The following is a 15975-nucleotide window of genomic DNA, read 5'->3' on the forward strand; positions in this document are numbered from 1 at the left end:
AATGCTTTTTTAAAAATTCGCGAAAAAAATGTTCACCGGCCCTGTTTCCAGATGCCGATGCCCCACAGCACAGCGTTTTCCACGAACACCGCAAAGGAGATCCACAGCCAGCGACTGAATACAAAGAAGAAATCCGGCCGGGTGTGCATCTCGCCCTCCCACACGCCGAACCACCGCTGCAGCAGGCTGTAATAGGGGATGCCGTCCTGCAATCCCGGCACCAGCGCCCCCAGACAGCTGATGCCCAGGTCCACCGTGACGAACAGCACCGCCACCAGCACCGCCAGCGAAAGGATTCGCGCCAACCTCATTCGTTCTTCCTCCTTTGGAGTCTTTTTCCCATTGTAGCATGCCGCCCGGCGCGGCGGCAATCCGGCTGTCACTCCTTCAAAAGCCGGTTTAACAGCGCCTGCCGGTTGTTGATAAACAGCTCGGTCACCCGGTAGCTTTCCGTCTCCTCATATGCGCAAGGGTGGACCTTGCCCTGGTCAAAGCAGTAAATCGCCGCGCCCGGAATCCCCAGCAGAATCGGGGAATGGGTGACGATCAAAAACTGTGCGCCGTCCTTTGCGCAGCGGTCGATCTGCATCAGAAGCGAAAGCTGCCGCTGCGGAGACAATGCGGCCTCCGGCTCGTCCAGCAGATACAACCCGTTCGCTCTCAGATTGTTCTGCGCCAGCGCCAGAAAGCTCTCGCCATGGGATTTTTCGTGGTATCCGGCGGAAGGGTGCAGTGCGTCCGCATAGCTTTCCTCCTGTGTTGCCACATTGTAAAAGCTTTCCGCCCGGAGGAAATACCCCCATTTTTCCCTGCGGTGCCCCTTCACCAGCCGGAGCGCTTTCCACAGCTCCGAATGGGAATCCCGCGTGGAGAACCGATAGTTTTTGCTCCCGCCTTCCGGATTGAAGCCATGGGCCACCGCAATGGCCTCCAGCAAAGTGGACTTGCCGCTTCCGTTTTCTCCCACAAAAAACGTGATGGGATGGTCAAATTCCAAGCGCTCCAGCCCTTGAAACGCTTCTATTTCTCTCAGATAACTTCCGCGCCCGATTTCACCCCAATCAAATAATACGATTTGTATAAATTGTTGATTCAATACACTCACCTGCTCCCCGGCTCGCTATTTTCTGGTGTGCCTTGCCTTTATTCTACCGCAAAGGGAGCCTTCCTTTCCACCATACCGGGCGCAGTCCGCCGCGCGTTTTCGCCACAAAAAAGCGGCGGGGTCATTCCCCGCCGCTTTGCTCATTTTCCCGCAGCGTCAGCCCCGCCGCCAGCAGATAGACCGCCGCCAGTGCCGCCAGCGCCGCGAAAAGGGCGGGCAACGGCTGGATCAGCGGCAGATACTTTTCCATGTTCAGCCCGGAATTCCACTCGAACAGCTTGCCGGAGGAAAGGCTCTGCACCCATGTGATCCGATCCAGCTGCCGCAGCCACCAGACCCCGCCGCTCATTCCCAGGGTGAGAAGAGCCGCCAGCAGCTGCTGCAGCCGCCGCTTCAGCGCCAGCGCATAGCCCACAGCCAACACCGCCAGCAGACCGGTGAAGATTTCCCCCTGCCGCTGCCAGAGCACCAGCGGCAGCTTCGGCCACAGGTACATGGCCCAGAACCCGGCCAGCAGCGCAAAGCCGAACAACGGCAGCAGCGCCCGTCCCCGGGGCCTACGCCAGCCAAGGGCGACCGCCTCCGGCGAACCGGCGAAAAACCGGCGGTGCAGCAGACGCAGGGTGAGAGCGGTGGCCCCCAGCGCCAGCGCCGCCGAGATCACCAGCGCCAGCCAGAAGCTCTCCACTCCCAGCTCTTTCTGGGTCTGCATCATCAGCACCGCCGGGCCCAGCCGCACAAACATCCCGACCAGCAGCACAAGCCCCAGCGCGGCGGACCAGTTCACCGCCAGATTCATCCCGGCCGCTCCCAGCCAGAACCACCGGCTGTGGCGGGCGTAGTACCGCTGCAGATAGGCCCCGTAGCACAGGCACCCCAGATACACCGCATAGCACACCGCCAGCGGCGCGAAGGTGGCCAGCAGATAAAACAGCAGCCCGCCGCCCAGCGCGAAGGCAAAGGAGAGCAGCCCCTGCCAGTCCGCCCGGGTCAGCGCCCGCACCGGCTTTTCCTCATCCAGCAAATCGTCCGCCGTGACCCCCAGCGCCTTTGCCAGCGGCACCAGCAGCGGCAGGTCCGGGTAGCCCCCGCCCGACTCCCAGCGGGAGACGCTTTTGTTGCTCACCCCCAGCGCATCCGCCAGCTGCTGCTGGGTCAGGTTCTTTTCTTTTCGGTAGCGTTTGAGCCGCTCGCTGAAGCCCTGCTCCATTCTGGTTTCCGTTCCGTCTTCCATTCCCGGCCCCTCCTTTCGTTCCGGCTTCATTGTAGCAGGAATCCCCTCCCGCTGCCACCCCGCCGGGCGGGAATTCGCTTCCGGAAGGCGGGAATCGCCGGTTTTTTCGCCCAAAAGCTGCAAAAAAGAGCGCGTTCCAAACCGGGACGCGCTCTTTTCTTTGTTCACTTCACCGCAGCTTCTGGTAGGCCAGGCGCTCGCCGCCGTGGTGGCAGCTCACCACGCCCCGCAGCCCGAAGCCGCATTTTTCCAGCAGCCGCTGCATGGGCAGGTTGTCCCGGTGGGTGTCGATGCGCAGGTTGTCGCACCGCTGCCAGCACCAGTCAAGGCACCACGCCGCCGCGCCCCTACCGCCATAGGAGGCCACCCGGTGGATGACCCAATAGGGCCGCTCTTCCTCTAACCAGCTGCCTTCCCGGATGACGGCATAGTCCGCATCCGGCCCGGGGGCGAAATAGAAGGCCGCCAGCAGCGCCCCGTTCTCCCGGCAGAGCCAGGCCCCGCCGGATTCAATATCCTCGGTGAGCTGGGCCTCGTCCGGGTAAACGGTGCCCCACTGGCCCGGGTTGCCCTGCTGGGCCATAAACTTGCGGGCATGGGCGTACAGAGCGGTCATGGCGGGCAGGTCCGCCAGGGTGGCCCGTTCCATTCTGAATTCACTGGCAAATTCGCTCACAGGCTCCTCCTTTGCTTTGTGGCAAAGCCCATCAGGTAAGCCGCGCTGGTCAGCGCCAGAGTGAGCAGCGCCTGCACCGGCAGATACGCCCCGCCCAACACCTCGGCTGCCGGGGTAACCATCAGGCTCATGCAGGCGCCGTACATCTGGCACAGGGAGCCCAGAACCCCCACCGAGGGCACAAAGCCGAACACCACGCTCGCCGCGCCCCACCATTGCAGCAGAGCAAATCCCGGCCAGGGGCGCTTGTCCTGCCTTGCGCACCAGTGGCCCAGCGCATACCACACCGCCACCAGCGCGGCGGACAGCGCGGTCTGCAGCCCGATCATCACCCCGGTACTGCCGGAAAGCAGCACCACCAGGTTTACCAGCACGATGCCCGCCACGGTGGGCAGAAAGGCCAGGATCAGCAGATCCCGTTTTTTCATGGGCGTATTCCTCCTTGATACCGCAGCGGGCCCTTCGTGTTGCCGAAGGGCCCGTTTTGAATGCGGTTTACTTATTCTTGTACATCTCTTCGTAGTACTTCTGGTAGTTGCCGCTGGTCACGTTGTTCATCCACTCTTCGTTGGCCAGGTACCAGTCGATGGTCTTCACGATGCCCACCTCGAAGGTAGTCTCCGGGTACCAGCCCAGCTCCTCCTTGATCTTGGTGGGGTCGATGCCGTAGCGGCGGTCGTGGCCCAGACGGTCGGCCACGTACTTGATCAGGCCCTCGTTGATGCCCTCATCCTTCAGCCGGTCATGCAGCTGGTTGATGATAGTCTTCACGATGAAGATGTTGGGGCGCTCGTTGTGGCCGCCCACGTTGTAGACCTCGCCGTCCCGGCCGCCCTCGGCCACCATGTCGATGGCCTTGCAGTGGTCCTCCACATACAGCCAGTCGCGCACGTTCATGCCGTCGCCGTACACGGGCAGCTGCTTGTGGTTCTTCACGTTGTTGATCATCAGGGGGATCAGCTTCTCGGGGAACTGGTAGGGGCCGTAGTTGTTGGAGCAGCGGGTGATGTTCACCGGCATGCCGTAGGTGTCGTGGAAGGCCATCACGAACATGTCGGCGCTGGCCTTGGAGGAGGAGTAGGGGCTGTGGGGGCACAGCGGAGTGGTCTCCATGAAGAAGCCCTCCTCGCCCAGAGAGCCGTACACCTCGTCGGTGGAAACCTGCAGGTACTTCTTGCCCTCGGCCCACTTGCCGTCCTTGAACCAGGCGTTCTTGGCGCACTGCAGCAGGTTCACGGTGCCCAGCACGTTGGTCTCCACGAAGATCTCGGGATTGGTGATGGAGCGGTCCACGTGGCTCTCGGCGGCGAAGTTGATCACGTAATCAAAATCGTATTTCTCAAACAGACTGCTGACCAGCTCACGGTCGCAGATATCGCCCTGCACGAAGATGTGGCGCTCGTCGCCCTCCACACCCTTCAGGTTCTCCAGGTTGCCTGCGTAGGTGAGCTTATCCAGGTTTACCAGCTGGATTTCCTTATACTTATTCAACATGTAGTAAACAAAGTTGGAACCGATAAAGCCGGCGCAGCCGGTGATGAGATAGCGTTTCATCTATTTAATACTCCTTATTCAATCAATGAGAAGGGCGGTCATTCGCCGTTCCAGTGGGCGAAGAAGTCGGCCAGGGCCACCTTCCAGTCCCGCATGTGGTTGCCCACGGTGCAGGCGAGCATGCGGTTTTCCAGCGCGCTCCAGGCGGGGCGGTCGGCGGCGGCGGGGTGCTTGGCGGAATATTCCGCGCTGGTGCAGGGGGCCACGGTGGCGTCCACGCCGGACAGGCGGATGATCTCGCTGGCAAACTCATACCAGGAGCAAACGCCCTCGCCGGTGCAGTGGTAAACGCCGTAGTCGTGGCTCACGGCCAGCTGCAGGATGTGATGGGCCAGGTCCTCGGCATTGGTGGGGTTGCCCAGCTGGTCGCTGACCACCTCCAGCTTGCCGAACTTCTTGCCCGCGTTCACGATGGTCTTCACAAAGTTCTTGCCCGCGTAGCCGTACAGCCAGGCGGTGCGCACGATGAAGTACCGGTGGCAGAAATTCTTCACGTATTCCTCGCCCAGGGCCTTGGTTTTGCCGTAGACGCTCTTGGGGTCCACCCGCTCGCTCTCATCCAGGGGCTTGTCGCCCTCGCCCCGGAACACGTAGTCGGTGGACACGTGAATGAGCCGGGCGTTGATGCGCTCGGCGGCCTGGGCCAGGTTGGAGGCGCCGATGGCGTTCACCTTGAAGGCGGCCTCGGGGTTGGTTTCACAGCCGTCCACGTTGGTGAAGGCGGCGCAGCTGATGATGGTATCGGGCTGGTGGCGGCGCACGAAGGCGATGGTGGCGTCACGGTCGGTGATGTCCAGTTCGTTCACATCGGTGGAGATGACGGTGGCGTTTTTCAGCCGGTCGGGCACAGGGCCCAGGGCGCTGCCGCCGTTTTTCAGCTGGCGCTGGATCTCGGTGCCCAGCTGGCCGCTGGCGCCGGTGATGAGGATCTTCATGCAAAGGCCTCCCTTAGTATTTGATCTTTGCGTCGGCAACCCGTTTCAGGTGTTCGCCGTAGGGGCTCTTGCCGTAGCGCTCGGCGCTTTCCAGCAGTTTTTCCTTGGTGATCCAGCCGTTCTTGTAGGCGATCTCCTCGGGGGCGCTGATCTTGATGCCCTGGCGCTTTTCCACCATACGCACGAAGTCGGCGGCGTCCACCAGGCTGTCCATGGTGCCGGTGTCCAGCCAGGCAAAGCCGCGGCCCAGCAGCTGCACGTCCAGCTTGCCTTCTTCCAGGTACATGGCGTTCAGAGTGGTGATCTCCAGCTCGCCCCGGGCGCTGGGTTTCACCTGCTTGGCCTGGGCGCTGACCCGGTTGTCGTAGAAATACAGGCCGGTGATGGCGTAGTTGGATTTGGGTTCCTTCGGCTTTTCCTCCACGCTGATGACCTTGCCGCTCTCGTCGAATTCCACGATGCCGAACCGCTCGGGGTCGTTCACGTAGTAGCCGAACACGGTGGCGCGGCCGTTTTCCTCGGCGTTCTTCACGGCATTCTTCAGAATGCGGGAGAAGCCGTTGCCGTAGAAGATGTTGTCGCCCAGGATCATGGCGCAGCAGTCGTCGCCGATGAATTCCTCGCCCAGCAAAAAGGCCTGAGCCAGGCCGTCCGGGCTGGGCTGCACCTTATAAGAGAGATGCAGGCCGTACTGGCTGCCGTCGCCCAGCAGGTTCTCGAACCGGGGGGTGTCCTCCGGGGTGGAGATGATCAGGATGTCCTGGATGCCGGCCAGCATCAGTGTGGACAAGGGGTAGTAGATCATGGGTTTGTCGTACACCGGCAGCAGCTGCTTGCTGGTGACCATGGTGAGCGGATACAGGCGAGTGCCTGCGCCGCCGGCAAGGATAATACCTTTCATAATAGCATTACGCTCCTTTTTCCGCCCGGGTCATGCCCGGGCCATTCTAAAAAATTTGCGCAGCTTAACACAAAGCGGAGCTACAGCCGCTATATACTTTTTTAGCGGACTCGACCGTCGGCTGAATCCAATGCGCAGTCTCAAACACACCGGGCTTTCCTCAGCGAATACCGCTGACTGCCTTAAATACGCATCCCGTAAGCTAGGTAAAATCGAAATTTCTTCCCCAGCAAGCATTGCCGGCCGTTTTCCGGGCTTTCGGCATACTGCAAGGGAGCGGGGGCGGGGCGGTGGTGGCGGGGCAAGACCGGGCGCATTTGCCGCGAAAGGCGCGCAAGCGCCCTTGCTACTCCCCTGCGGGCCGTGCGCGAGAACGGCCCGTAGTGTGTTGAGCGGCATTCGCGCCGGGCTTGCACCAAGCCGGACCCGCCGCACCGCCCTCGCGGATTTTTAGCGGACTCGACCGTTGGCCGGTTCCAATGCGCAATCGCAGATACACCGGATTTTCCTCAGCGAATCCCGCTGACTGCCTTAAACGCGCATCCCGTAAGTTGGGGAAAACCAAATTTTCCCCGCCAAGCATTACCGACCGATTTTTCGGCTTTCGGCGCACTGTGAGAAAACGGGCTTTCCTCAGCAGCCCAGCTTCCAGCCCCATTTGCAGAAGTAGCGACCCATGCTCTTGAGCTGCTGCAAAAAGGGCTTTAGGCTCTTGTTCGGGGCCCGGTGCCAGGCGTGATAGGCGGTGAACTGGGGCAGATAATACACCAGTCCCTTCTGCCGGGCCTTCTGGGTGATGTCCGCGTCCTCCACATACATGAAGTAGCCCTCATCAAACCCGCCGATGGCCTTGTACACATCGGTGCGCATGCAGAAAAAACTGCCGGTGCAGAACTCGATGGCCGTGGGTACGCTCAGGTCCTGGTCCAGCATGGCGTACCGGTCGCCGAATTTCTTCAGCCCTGGCACCCCCTGCCGCGCCGCAAGCCCCAGAATGTTCGGCTTGCGCTTGGGCAGGATCTGCACCCGGCCGTCCGGGAAGAGCAGCTTCGGGGTGGCCATCACCACCTCCGGGTGACCGTCCAGCCAGTCGCAGATGGCGGGCAGCACGTTGTCGTCGATGAAAATATCCGGGTTGAGCACAAAATGATATTCACTGTCCAGCAGGCTCAGCACGTGGTTGTGGCCCTTGCCGAAGCCCAGATTCTCCGGCAGCCGGATGACCTTCACGTTGGAAGGAAAGCCATGCCGCTCCAGCGTTTCGCCGGTCCCGTCCGGGCTGGCGTTGTCCACCAGATAGACCGTGAGCGCGCAGTCCTTCGTGTATTTCAGCAGCGATCCCACCGCCCGGATCACCTCGTCGGCTCCGTTATAGCTCACGATGCAGGCGCTGATCTTCCTCATTGGGGCATCCTCCAAGCGTAATTAATCTATTTTAGTATAGCATTTTTTGCCCGCGTCTACAAGGAAAAACCGCCGCCCGTGCCCCTTTTGCACCCTTTTTAACCACTCCCACTCCCCTTTTTGGGGGCCGGAACCGCCTTTTTTTGCCTTTTTGCCCGTTTCCCGTTGACAGAACCGTAAAACTTTACTAGAATAAAGCCAAGGCCGGCAGCGGCCTTTTTCCAGCGCCTTGCACTTTACTGCTGCAATTCATTGTGGCGGCAAAGTGAACTTCTTTTTTCACAGGGAGGAACCACACATGAAACTTCGCAAAACCATGGCAGGCGTTCTGGCCTGCGCCATGCTGGCCACGCTGGCCGGCTGCGGCTCCGGCGGCACATCGTCCGCCGCTTCCACTTCTTCCGGTGCGTCCGGTGCATCCGGCTCCGCCGAGGGCGCGTCCTATCGGGTGGGCGTCTGCCAGCTGATGCAGCACCCCGCGCTGGACGCCGCCACCCAGGGCTTCCAGGACGCCCTCACCGAGGCCTTTGGCGACAAAGTGACCGTGGACGTGCAGAACGCCTCCGGCGATAACTCCAACTGCGCCACCATCGTGAACAGCTTTGTGTCCTCGAATGTGGACCTGATCCTGGCCAACGCCACCACGCCGCTGCAGGCGGCAGCCGCGGCCACCGACACCATTCCCATCCTGGGCACCTCCATCACCGACTATGCCACCGCCCTGGATGTGACCGACTGGACCGGCGCGTCCGGCCGGAACATCAGCGGCACCACCGACCTGGCCCCGCTGGACGGTCAGGCCGACATGATCAAAGAGCTGTTCCCGGATGCCAAGAACGTGGGCCTGCTCTACTGCTCCGCGGAACCCAACTCCAAGTACCAGGTGAACGTGATCACCGAATACCTGACCGAGCTGGGCTACACCTGCACCGAGTATTCCTTCTCGGACACCAACGACCTGTCCGCCGTGTGCACCACCGCCTGCGCGGCCAGCGACGTGATCTACATTCCCACCGATAACACCGCCGCCAACAACACCGAGCTGATCGCCAACATCGCGGTGCCCGCCGGGGTGCCCATCGTGGCGGGCGAGCAGGGCATCTGCAGCGGCTGCGGCGTGGCGACGCTGTCCATCGACTACTACGAGCTGGGCCGCACCACCGGCGAGATGGCTGCCAAGATCCTCACCGGCGAAGCAGACGTCACCACCATGGAGGTACAGTCCGCCCCCACCTTCACCAAGATGTACAATGCAGCCCTCTGCGAGCAGCTGGGCGTGACCATCCCTGAGGGCTACACCGCCATCGAGGCGGAATGATCCATCATGCGCCGGGCCGTTCCCGGCTTTAGGAGGAGCTTTTCGTGTTCATCACCACACTTCTGAACGCCCTGCCGGGCGTGGTTGCCCAGGGCCTGATCTGGAGCATCATGGCCATCGGCGTTTACATTACCTATAAGATTCTGGACGTGGCCGACCTGACGGTGGACGGCACCATGTGCACCGGCGGCGCGGTATTCATCGTGCTGGTCACCGGGGGCTGGAACCCCTGGGCCGCCATGGTGGCCGCCTTCCTGTCCGGCATGGCGGCGGGCCTGGTCACCGGTCTTTTGCACACCGCCTGCGGCATCCCCGCCATCCTGGCCGGCATCCTCACCCAGCTGGCGCTGTATTCCGTGAACCTGCGCATCATGGGCCAGTCCAACCGGCCCATCAGCGTGGACAAATACCCCCTGCTGGTGAGCGCCCGCAACGTGCGCCAGGCGGCGCTCTCCAACCCCATTCTGGTCTGCGTGCTCTTCACCGCCGCCACCATCGGCGCACTGTACTGGTTCTTTGGCACCGAGCAGGGCTGCGCGGTGCGCGCCACCGGCGCGAACCCCAACATGGCCCGCGCCCAGGGCATCAACACCAATTTCACCACCGTGCTGGGGCTGATGCTCTCCAACGGTCTGGTGGCTCTGTCCGCCGCGCTGCTGGCCCAGTACCAGGGCTTCGCGGACGTGCAGAGCGGCCGCGGCGCCATCGTCATCGGTCTGGCGGCGGTCATCATCGGCGAAGTGCTGTTCAGCAAGGTCTTCCGCAACTTCGCTTTGAAGCTGCTGGCCGTGGTGTTCGGCTCGCTGATCTACTATCTGGTGTATCAGGTGGTTATCCTGCTGGGCCTGAAGAGCGACGACATGAAGCTCATTACCGCCCTGATCGTGGCGCTGTTCCTGGCCGTGCCCTACTGGAAGGGCCGTTACTTCGCAAAACGCACCGGGAAAGGAGCGGGCAGCCATGCTTGAACTGAAAAACATCTACAAAACCTTCAACCCGGGTACCGTGAACGAAAAGCGGGCGCTGCAGGGGCTGAGCCTCTCGCTGGCCGACGGCGATTTCGTCACCGTGATCGGCGGCAACGGCGCGGGCAAATCCACCATGCTGAACATCATTTCCGGGGCCTACTCGGTGGATGAGGGCAGCATCTCCATCGGCGGCGTGGACGTGACGCGCCTGCCGGAGTATAAGCGCGCGCCTTACATCGGCCGGGTCTTTCAGGACCCCATGATGGGCACCGCCGCCACCATGCAGATCGAGGAGAATCTGGCCCTCGCCGCCCGCCGCGGACAGCGCCGGGGCCTGCGCACCGGCATCAGCCGGGCCGAGCGGGAGCAGTACCGGGAGCTGCTCAAGATCCTGGACCTTGGCCTTGAGGACCGGCTCACCAGCAAGGTGGGCCTGCTCAGCGGCGGCCAGCGCCAGGCGCTGACCCTGTTGATGGCCACCCTGAAAAAGCCCCAGCTGCTGCTTCTGGACGAGCACACCGCCGCCCTGGACCCCAAGACCGCAGCCAAGGTGCTTTCGGCCACCGAGCAGATCGTCCGGCGGGACAATCTGACCACCCTGATGATCACCCACAACATGCGCGACGCCATCGCCCACGGCAACCGGCTGATCATGCTGTACGACGGGCGCGTGGTGGTGGACGTGCGGGGCGAGGAAAAAAGCCGCCTGACCGTGGAGGACCTGCTGGAGAAATTCAACCAGGCCAGCGGCTCCACCGAGGCGGACGACAAGCTGCTGCTCTCCTGAGCCGTCTCCCTTTTTTACTACGCTTTCCCCTCCGATTGGCTGCCTTGGGGGCCCTTCGCTTTTTGCGGGGCGGCCCCCAATGGCCAACCGGGGCCGTGGAAATATACCGAAAAGCGCCCCCGGCGTACCCTACCCGAACAGGTGGATGCGCCGGGGGCACTTTTTTGCCATTTACCTTTACAATTCAAATCTTCCATGCAATAATAGGGCCAGTTGTTTTGTATTCTGTGTGAGAAAGGGGGGCCTGTCCCGTGGAAACGGCCCAAATGCCTGCCTTCACCCCGGAAGCGGCGGTGGAGCAGTTTGGCGACACCGTGTTCCGGGCCGCCTTCGGCCTGGTAAAAAACCCGCAGGACGCGGAGGACATTGCCCAGGAGGTATTTTTGAATCTGGTGCGTCACGCACCCCAGTTTGAGTCCGCCGAGCATCAGAAGGCCTGGCTGCTGCGCTGCACCATCAACCGGTGCAAGAGCCACTTCCGCAGCGCCTGGATACGCCGCAGCGCTCCGCTGGACGAACACCTGTCCACCCCTTTCACCCCCGCAGAGAACACCGTGCTGGACGCGGTGGCCGCCCTGCCCATGAAATACCGGCAGGTGATCTATCTGCATTACATCGAGGGCTATTCCACCGCCGAGATCGCGGCGCTGCTGGATTCCAAGCAGAACACCGTGCTCAGCCAGCTTTCCCGCGGGCGGGCCCTTCTGAAAGACACGCTGAAAGGAGAATTTTGACCATGCCCGACTCCCAGGATTACAAAAGCGCCATGGACAAAGTGACCGCCGGCCAGCGCTGGAAGCAAGCCACCCTGGAAAAGATGCAGGCACAGGCCGCAGCCCAAAAGGCTGCCCGCCCCCGCCGTACCATTCCCTTCGGCCGCCGTGCCATTCCGCTGGCGGCGGCCGCCGCCGTCTGCCTGCTGGCGATCCCGGCCGCGGCCCGCAGCCTGACCTCCGTCTCGGGCGGAGCCACCGCAGCGGACCAGGCCAGCCCCCGCGTTGCCACCCGCCAGATGCCGGAAAGCAGCGCCGACGCCGCCAACGGAGCCGTGCCCTTTGCGCTGGCCGCCGCCCCGGAAGAGGCCGCCGCAGGCGGCACCCAGGACAAGGCAGCCGCCACCGCAGCCCCCGCCCACACCACCGTGGAGGCCACTTCTCCCGAAGCGGCTCTGCCCGCTGAGGCCCGGCCTGCCGAAGAGGCGGACGGCCTGGACGCGGCGCTGGACCAGCTGGACGAAACCCTCGCCGCCGAGGGCGAAGGCCGCACCCGGGACGATGTGCTGGCCAGCGGCCTTGTGGAGGGCGACTGCTTCGTCTTCGTGCTGGCGGGCGACAGCGAGACCAGCTACCGGCTGTATCAAATCCCCTGCGCCCAATAAAACCCAACAAAAAGTAAACCGCACTCCCGCCGGGCCACAGCAGGCTCAAAAGCGAGGGTGCGGTTTTGTTTGTATACAGTTTTAAAGCCGGGCGGACCACTCCTCAAAGCGGGCCTGCCATTCCAGATACTCCTGCCGCACCTGACCGTAACGGCGCTCGCTCACCGGCACCCGGCGGCTGCTGCGCAGAATAAACTCGTACCGGCGCAGCCGCTGCACCTGATGCAGGTTCACCAGAAAGCCCCGCTGGGTGCGCAGGAAGGGCCGGCCTGCCAGCATCGTCTCCAGCCGGGCCAGACTCATGCGGCAGGGCAGCGGCGGGGTGTTGTCCACAAAATGGAACTCCACCGTGTGGCCGTCCAGCCGCAGGGATTCCACCCGCACCAGATTCACCCGGCAGATTTCGCCGTCCACCGGCAATTCCAGCGTACAGGGGGCCAGCTGCTGGGCCAGCAGGTCCTCGAGACAGGGGCCCAGGCACTGGTCCAGCCGGTCCTTGCGCAGATACCGGTAGATGCGCAGCTCATACCCCTCCGGCGCAAATTCGCAGAAGGCCGACACCAGAATCACCGGCAGCTCCGGCCAGCGGGCCCGCAGCCGCCGGGCCGCTTCCAACCCGTTCATCCGGGGCATCTGCACATCCAGGAACACCGCGTCGTAGCGGCAGCCCTCGCACTCGGCCAGCAGCCGCTCGGCATCGGAAAAGCAATCCACCCGGCAGCCGCTCTTCTGCCAGGGGGCGAAGCTGCGCAGCATCCGGGCCAGCTGCCGCCGGTAAAAGAAGTCATCATCGCACACCGCAAACCGGTACATCCTTCCTCCGCCCCCTTTCCTTTATTATAAAAGCCCAGACACCCGCGCGGAGGACGAACTTTCCTTCGTGTTTCTTCGGGGTTTTCCGACAAAAGCAAAAAAGCGGCCGGGGCCTCCTGTTCGGGGGTTCCGGCCGCTTTGTATCGTTCCGGATTTATTCGACCTTATTCCGCAGTGCCATGACCACGTCCTCCGGCTTTACCGGCAGGGTGTGGAAGGCAACGCCGGTGGCATTCTGGATCGCGCCCAGAATCGCCGGGGCGGGGGTGTTGATGACCAGCTCGCCGATGCTCTTGGCGCCGAAGGGGCCGCTGGGCTCGTAGCTGGACTCAAACTCTACCCGGATGGTGCCCGCCTCCAGGCGGGTGGGAATCCGGTACTGCAGGAAGGAGTCGTTCATCATCCGGCCTGCCTTGGTGTACTGGATGTCCTCATACAGGGCCATGCCGATGCCCTGCACGATGCCGCCCTCGGTCTGCACCCGGGCCAGATTCTTGTTCACCACGGTGCCGCAGTCCACGGCGGCCACGTAGTCCACCAGCTGGATCTTGCCGGTCTCGGGGTCCAGGTCGATCTCGGCCATGCCCACCATCATGGGCGGGGGCGATACCGGGGAGGAATGGCTCTCGCAGGCGGAGATGCACCGGGCGTGGCCCTCAAAGCTGGCGTAGCCGATGGCGGAAAGGCTCACTTCCCTGTCGGTGCCGGGCACGAATACCCGCTTGCCGTCGAACTCGGCGGTGTCGGCAGGCACGTCCAGCATCTTTGCACCCTGAGCCAGGATCTTCTCCCGCAGCTGGGCGCAGGCCTTCACCACGGCCATGCCGGTCACGTAGGTGGTGGAGGAGGCGTAGGAGCCGCAGTCGTAGGGGCTCTGGTCGGTGTCCACGCCGCGCACCGAGATATTCTCCATGGGGCAGTCCAGGCAGTCGGCGGCCATCTGGGTGAGGATGGTGTCACAGCCGGTGCCCATGTCGGTGCAGCCCACCAGCAGGGTGTAGAAGCCGTCGTCGTTCAGGCGGATCTCCACGCTGCCGATGTCCACGCCGGAGATGCCGCTGCCCTGCATGGCCATGGCCACGCCCACAGAGCGGATATGGCCGTTTTCCAGCACCCGGCGGGGGGCCTTGTTCTCCCAGTCCATCATCTTCTTGGCGGTTTCCATGCACTTGTCCAGGGTGCAGCTGGTGCAGTTCTCGCCGTAGTACATGGCGAAGGTCTGGCCCAGGCGGACCATGTTCTTTTCACGGATGGCGCAGGGGTCCATGCCCAACTGGGCGGCCAGCTCGTTCACGGTGCTCTCCACCGCGAAGATGCCCTGAGTCGCGCCGTAGCCGCGGTACGCACCCGCGCCCATGGTGTTGGAGTAAACAACCTCGCTGCTGAAGCGGGCGGCCTTCAGGCTGCCGTACAGGGAGATGGACTTGGTGCCCACCAGGCCCACGGTGGTGGGGCCGTGCTCACCGTAAGCGCCCGCGTTGGACAGTGCCTTCACATCCAGCGCCCGGATGGTGCCGTCCTCATCCGCGCCGATGCGCACGGTGACGCGCATCTGGTGGCGGGGGGAGCCGTTGGCCTGGCTCTCCTGACGGGTGAAGCACAGGCAGGCGGGGCGGCCGGTCTTCATGGTAACAAAAGCGGGGTAAACCTCGCTCACGGCGCTCTGCTTGGCGCCGAAGCCGCCGCCGATGCGGGGCTTGATGACCCGGATGTTGGCCTTGCTCATTTCCAGCGCGTTGGACAGAATGCGACGCACATGGAAGGGCACCTGGGTGGAGGAGACCAGCGTGAGCCGGCCGTACTCGTCCAGATAGCTGAAGGTGACGAAGGGCTCCATCATGGCCTGGTTGTTGGCCTTGGTGTAGAAGGTCCGCTCGATGACCACCGGGCAGGTGGCCATTTCGGCTTCCACGTCGCCGTTTTCCATGCAGTCGGTGCTGCACAGGTTGCGCTTGTTGTCCGCGCCCACGGGGCACAGGGCCTTGAAGTCCTCTTCCGGGTGCACCAGAATGGGGTTATCTTTGGCCTTGGTGAAGTCCAGCACAGGCTCCAGCACCTGATATTTCACCTTGATGAGGCCCGCGGCCTTGGTGGCGGCAGCCTCGGTCTCGGCGGCCACCAGGGCCACCGGGTCGCCCACGCAGCGCAGGCGGCGGTCCAGGATCAGCCGGTCGTAGGGGCTGGGCTCCGGGTAGGTCTGGCCCGCGGTGGTGAAGCGGCTCTGGGGTACATCTTTATAGGTAAAGACAGCCACAACGCCGGGCACCTTCAGGGCGGCGGCGGTGTCGATCTCCTCGATCAGCGCGTGGGCGTGGGGGCTGCGCAGCATCTTCACCATCAGGGTGTTGGCGGGGACCATGTCGCCGGTGTAGACCGGCTTGCCGGTCACAAGGCTCATGGCGTCCACCTTGCGGATGGCCTGATTCACGTATTTCATTCTGCTTTGCCCTCCTTTGCGGCCAGCCAGGCGCGAATGGCCCGCAGCTGGCTCTGGTAGCCGGTGCAGCGGCAGAGGTTGCCCTCCAGATACTCCCGGATCTCCTGGTCGGTGGCGTCAGCGCCCAGCTCGCGGCCCATGGCCAGCACGCTCATGATGAAGCCGGGGCTGCAGAAGCCGCACTGCTCGCCGCCCTGGTCCGCCAGAAAGCCGCCGAACTCCTCGGCTTCCTTCTGCAGGCCCTCCAGGGTGGTCACGGTGTGGCCGTCCGCCTGGCCGGCCAGCACGCTGCAGGACAGCACCGGCTTGCCGTCCATGTGGACGGTGCACAGGCCGCAGCCGGAGGTCTCGCAGCCGCACTTCACGGATTTGCAGCCCGCGTCCCGCAGAAAATGCAGCAGCTGGGTGTCCGGCGCGGCTTCGGCGGTATAGGGTCTGCCGTTCAATTGAATGGTCACCTGCATG

17 protein-coding genes are annotated in these 15975 nt (G+C 63.0%); 5 read left to right on the plus strand and 12 right to left on the minus strand.

All coding sequences use genetic code 11. From position 1 onward, the window contains the following. Positions 1-32: 32 nt before the first annotated feature. The 9 genes from B5G03_RS00955 to B5G03_RS00995 form a co-directional block, all read right to left on the minus strand. Complete coding sequence (locus B5G03_RS00955; protein ID WP_087179953.1) at positions 33-311, minus strand: hypothetical protein; 279 nt, start codon at positions 309-311, stop codon at positions 33-35. A 68-nt stretch (positions 312-379) separates the two neighbouring features. Then, entirely contained in the window at positions 380-1096 is a 717-nt protein-coding gene (locus tag B5G03_RS00960; protein WP_087179954.1) for an AAA family ATPase, read from the minus strand. A gap of 130 nt (positions 1097-1226) precedes the next feature. Continuing rightward, on the minus strand, positions 1227-2339 hold the full coding sequence (locus tag B5G03_RS17725; RefSeq protein ID WP_162613306.1) for a helix-turn-helix domain-containing protein: 1113 nt from the start codon (positions 2337-2339) through the stop codon (positions 1227-1229). Positions 2340-2508: 169 nt separating this feature from the next. Next, on the minus strand, positions 2509-3015 hold the full coding sequence (locus B5G03_RS00970; RefSeq protein WP_242962238.1) for a GNAT family N-acetyltransferase: 507 nt from the start codon (positions 3013-3015) through the stop codon (positions 2509-2511). After that, the gene (locus B5G03_RS00975) at positions 3012-3443 is read right to left on the minus strand and encodes a hypothetical protein (protein ID WP_087179956.1); all 432 of its coding nucleotides are present in this window, start codon (positions 3441-3443) and stop codon (positions 3012-3014) included. The genes B5G03_RS00970 and B5G03_RS00975 overlap by 4 nt, the downstream gene beginning before the upstream one ends. Before the next feature lie 67 nt (positions 3444-3510). Then, positions 3511-4569 (minus strand): dTDP-glucose 4,6-dehydratase, encoded by a 1059-nt coding sequence (gene rfbB / locus B5G03_RS00980; RefSeq protein WP_087179957.1) that lies wholly within the window; start codon positions 4567-4569, stop codon positions 3511-3513. A gap of 38 nt (positions 4570-4607) precedes the next feature. After that, positions 4608-5504, minus strand: coding sequence for a dTDP-4-dehydrorhamnose reductase (rfbD, locus tag B5G03_RS00985; protein ID WP_087179958.1), 897 nt, complete (start codon positions 5502-5504; stop codon positions 4608-4610). 13 nt (positions 5505-5517) lie between these two features. Continuing rightward, positions 5518-6405: a glucose-1-phosphate thymidylyltransferase RfbA gene (gene rfbA / locus B5G03_RS00990; protein ID WP_087179959.1), complete on the minus strand. Its 888-nt coding sequence runs from the start codon at positions 6403-6405 to the stop codon at positions 5518-5520. 633 nt (positions 6406-7038) lie between these two features. Continuing rightward, positions 7039-7809 (minus strand): glycosyltransferase family 2 protein, encoded by a 771-nt coding sequence (locus B5G03_RS00995; protein ID WP_087179960.1) that lies wholly within the window; start codon positions 7807-7809, stop codon positions 7039-7041. A gap of 298 nt (positions 7810-8107) precedes the next feature. On the opposite strand from B5G03_RS00995, the gene B5G03_RS01000 reads away from it, so the two are divergent. The 5 genes from B5G03_RS01000 to B5G03_RS01020 all read left to right on the plus strand — a co-directional run bounded on the left by B5G03_RS01000 (position 8108) and on the right by B5G03_RS01020 (position 12260). Further along, on the plus strand, positions 8108-9127 hold the full coding sequence (locus tag B5G03_RS01000; RefSeq protein ID WP_087179961.1) for an ABC transporter substrate-binding protein: 1020 nt from the start codon (positions 8108-8110) through the stop codon (positions 9125-9127). A 50-nt stretch (positions 9128-9177) separates the two neighbouring features. Beyond that, entirely contained in the window at positions 9178-10095 is a 918-nt protein-coding gene (locus tag B5G03_RS01005; RefSeq protein ID WP_481808401.1) for an ABC transporter permease, read from the plus strand. Beyond that, positions 10088-10882, plus strand: coding sequence for an ABC transporter ATP-binding protein (locus tag B5G03_RS01010; RefSeq protein WP_087179963.1), 795 nt, complete (start codon positions 10088-10090; stop codon positions 10880-10882). Before B5G03_RS01005 ends, B5G03_RS01010 begins: the two co-directional genes overlap by 8 nt. Before the next feature lie 251 nt (positions 10883-11133). Then, positions 11134-11616 (plus strand): RNA polymerase sigma factor, encoded by a 483-nt coding sequence (locus B5G03_RS01015; protein WP_242962239.1) that lies wholly within the window; start codon positions 11134-11136, stop codon positions 11614-11616. 2 nt (positions 11617-11618) lie between these two features. Further along, complete coding sequence (locus tag B5G03_RS01020) at positions 11619-12260, plus strand: hypothetical protein (protein WP_087179964.1); 642 nt, start codon at positions 11619-11621, stop codon at positions 12258-12260. Positions 12261-12341: 81 nt separating this feature from the next. On the opposite strand, the gene B5G03_RS01025 is transcribed toward B5G03_RS01020, so the two are convergent. The 3 genes from B5G03_RS01025 to B5G03_RS01035 form a co-directional block, all read right to left on the minus strand. Continuing rightward, positions 12342-13073, minus strand: coding sequence for a LytR/AlgR family response regulator transcription factor (locus B5G03_RS01025; RefSeq protein WP_087179965.1), 732 nt, complete (start codon positions 13071-13073; stop codon positions 12342-12344). 154 nt (positions 13074-13227) lie between these two features. Beyond that, positions 13228-15510 carry a xanthine dehydrogenase family protein molybdopterin-binding subunit gene (locus tag B5G03_RS01030; RefSeq protein WP_087179966.1) on the minus strand — a complete coding sequence of 761 codons (2283 nt, stop codon included), beginning with the start codon at positions 15508-15510 and terminating at the stop codon, positions 13228-13230. After that, the gene (locus tag B5G03_RS01035) at positions 15507-15974 is read right to left on the minus strand and encodes a (2Fe-2S)-binding protein (protein ID WP_087179967.1); all 468 of its coding nucleotides are present in this window, start codon (positions 15972-15974) and stop codon (positions 15507-15509) included. Before B5G03_RS01035 ends, B5G03_RS01030 begins: the two co-directional genes overlap by 4 nt. Between the last annotated feature and the right edge of the window lies 1 nt (position 15975).

The sequence above is a fragment of the Gemmiger sp. An50 genome (assembly GCF_002161595.1).
Taxonomy (GTDB): Bacteria; Bacillota; Clostridia; order Oscillospirales; family Ruminococcaceae; genus Allofournierella.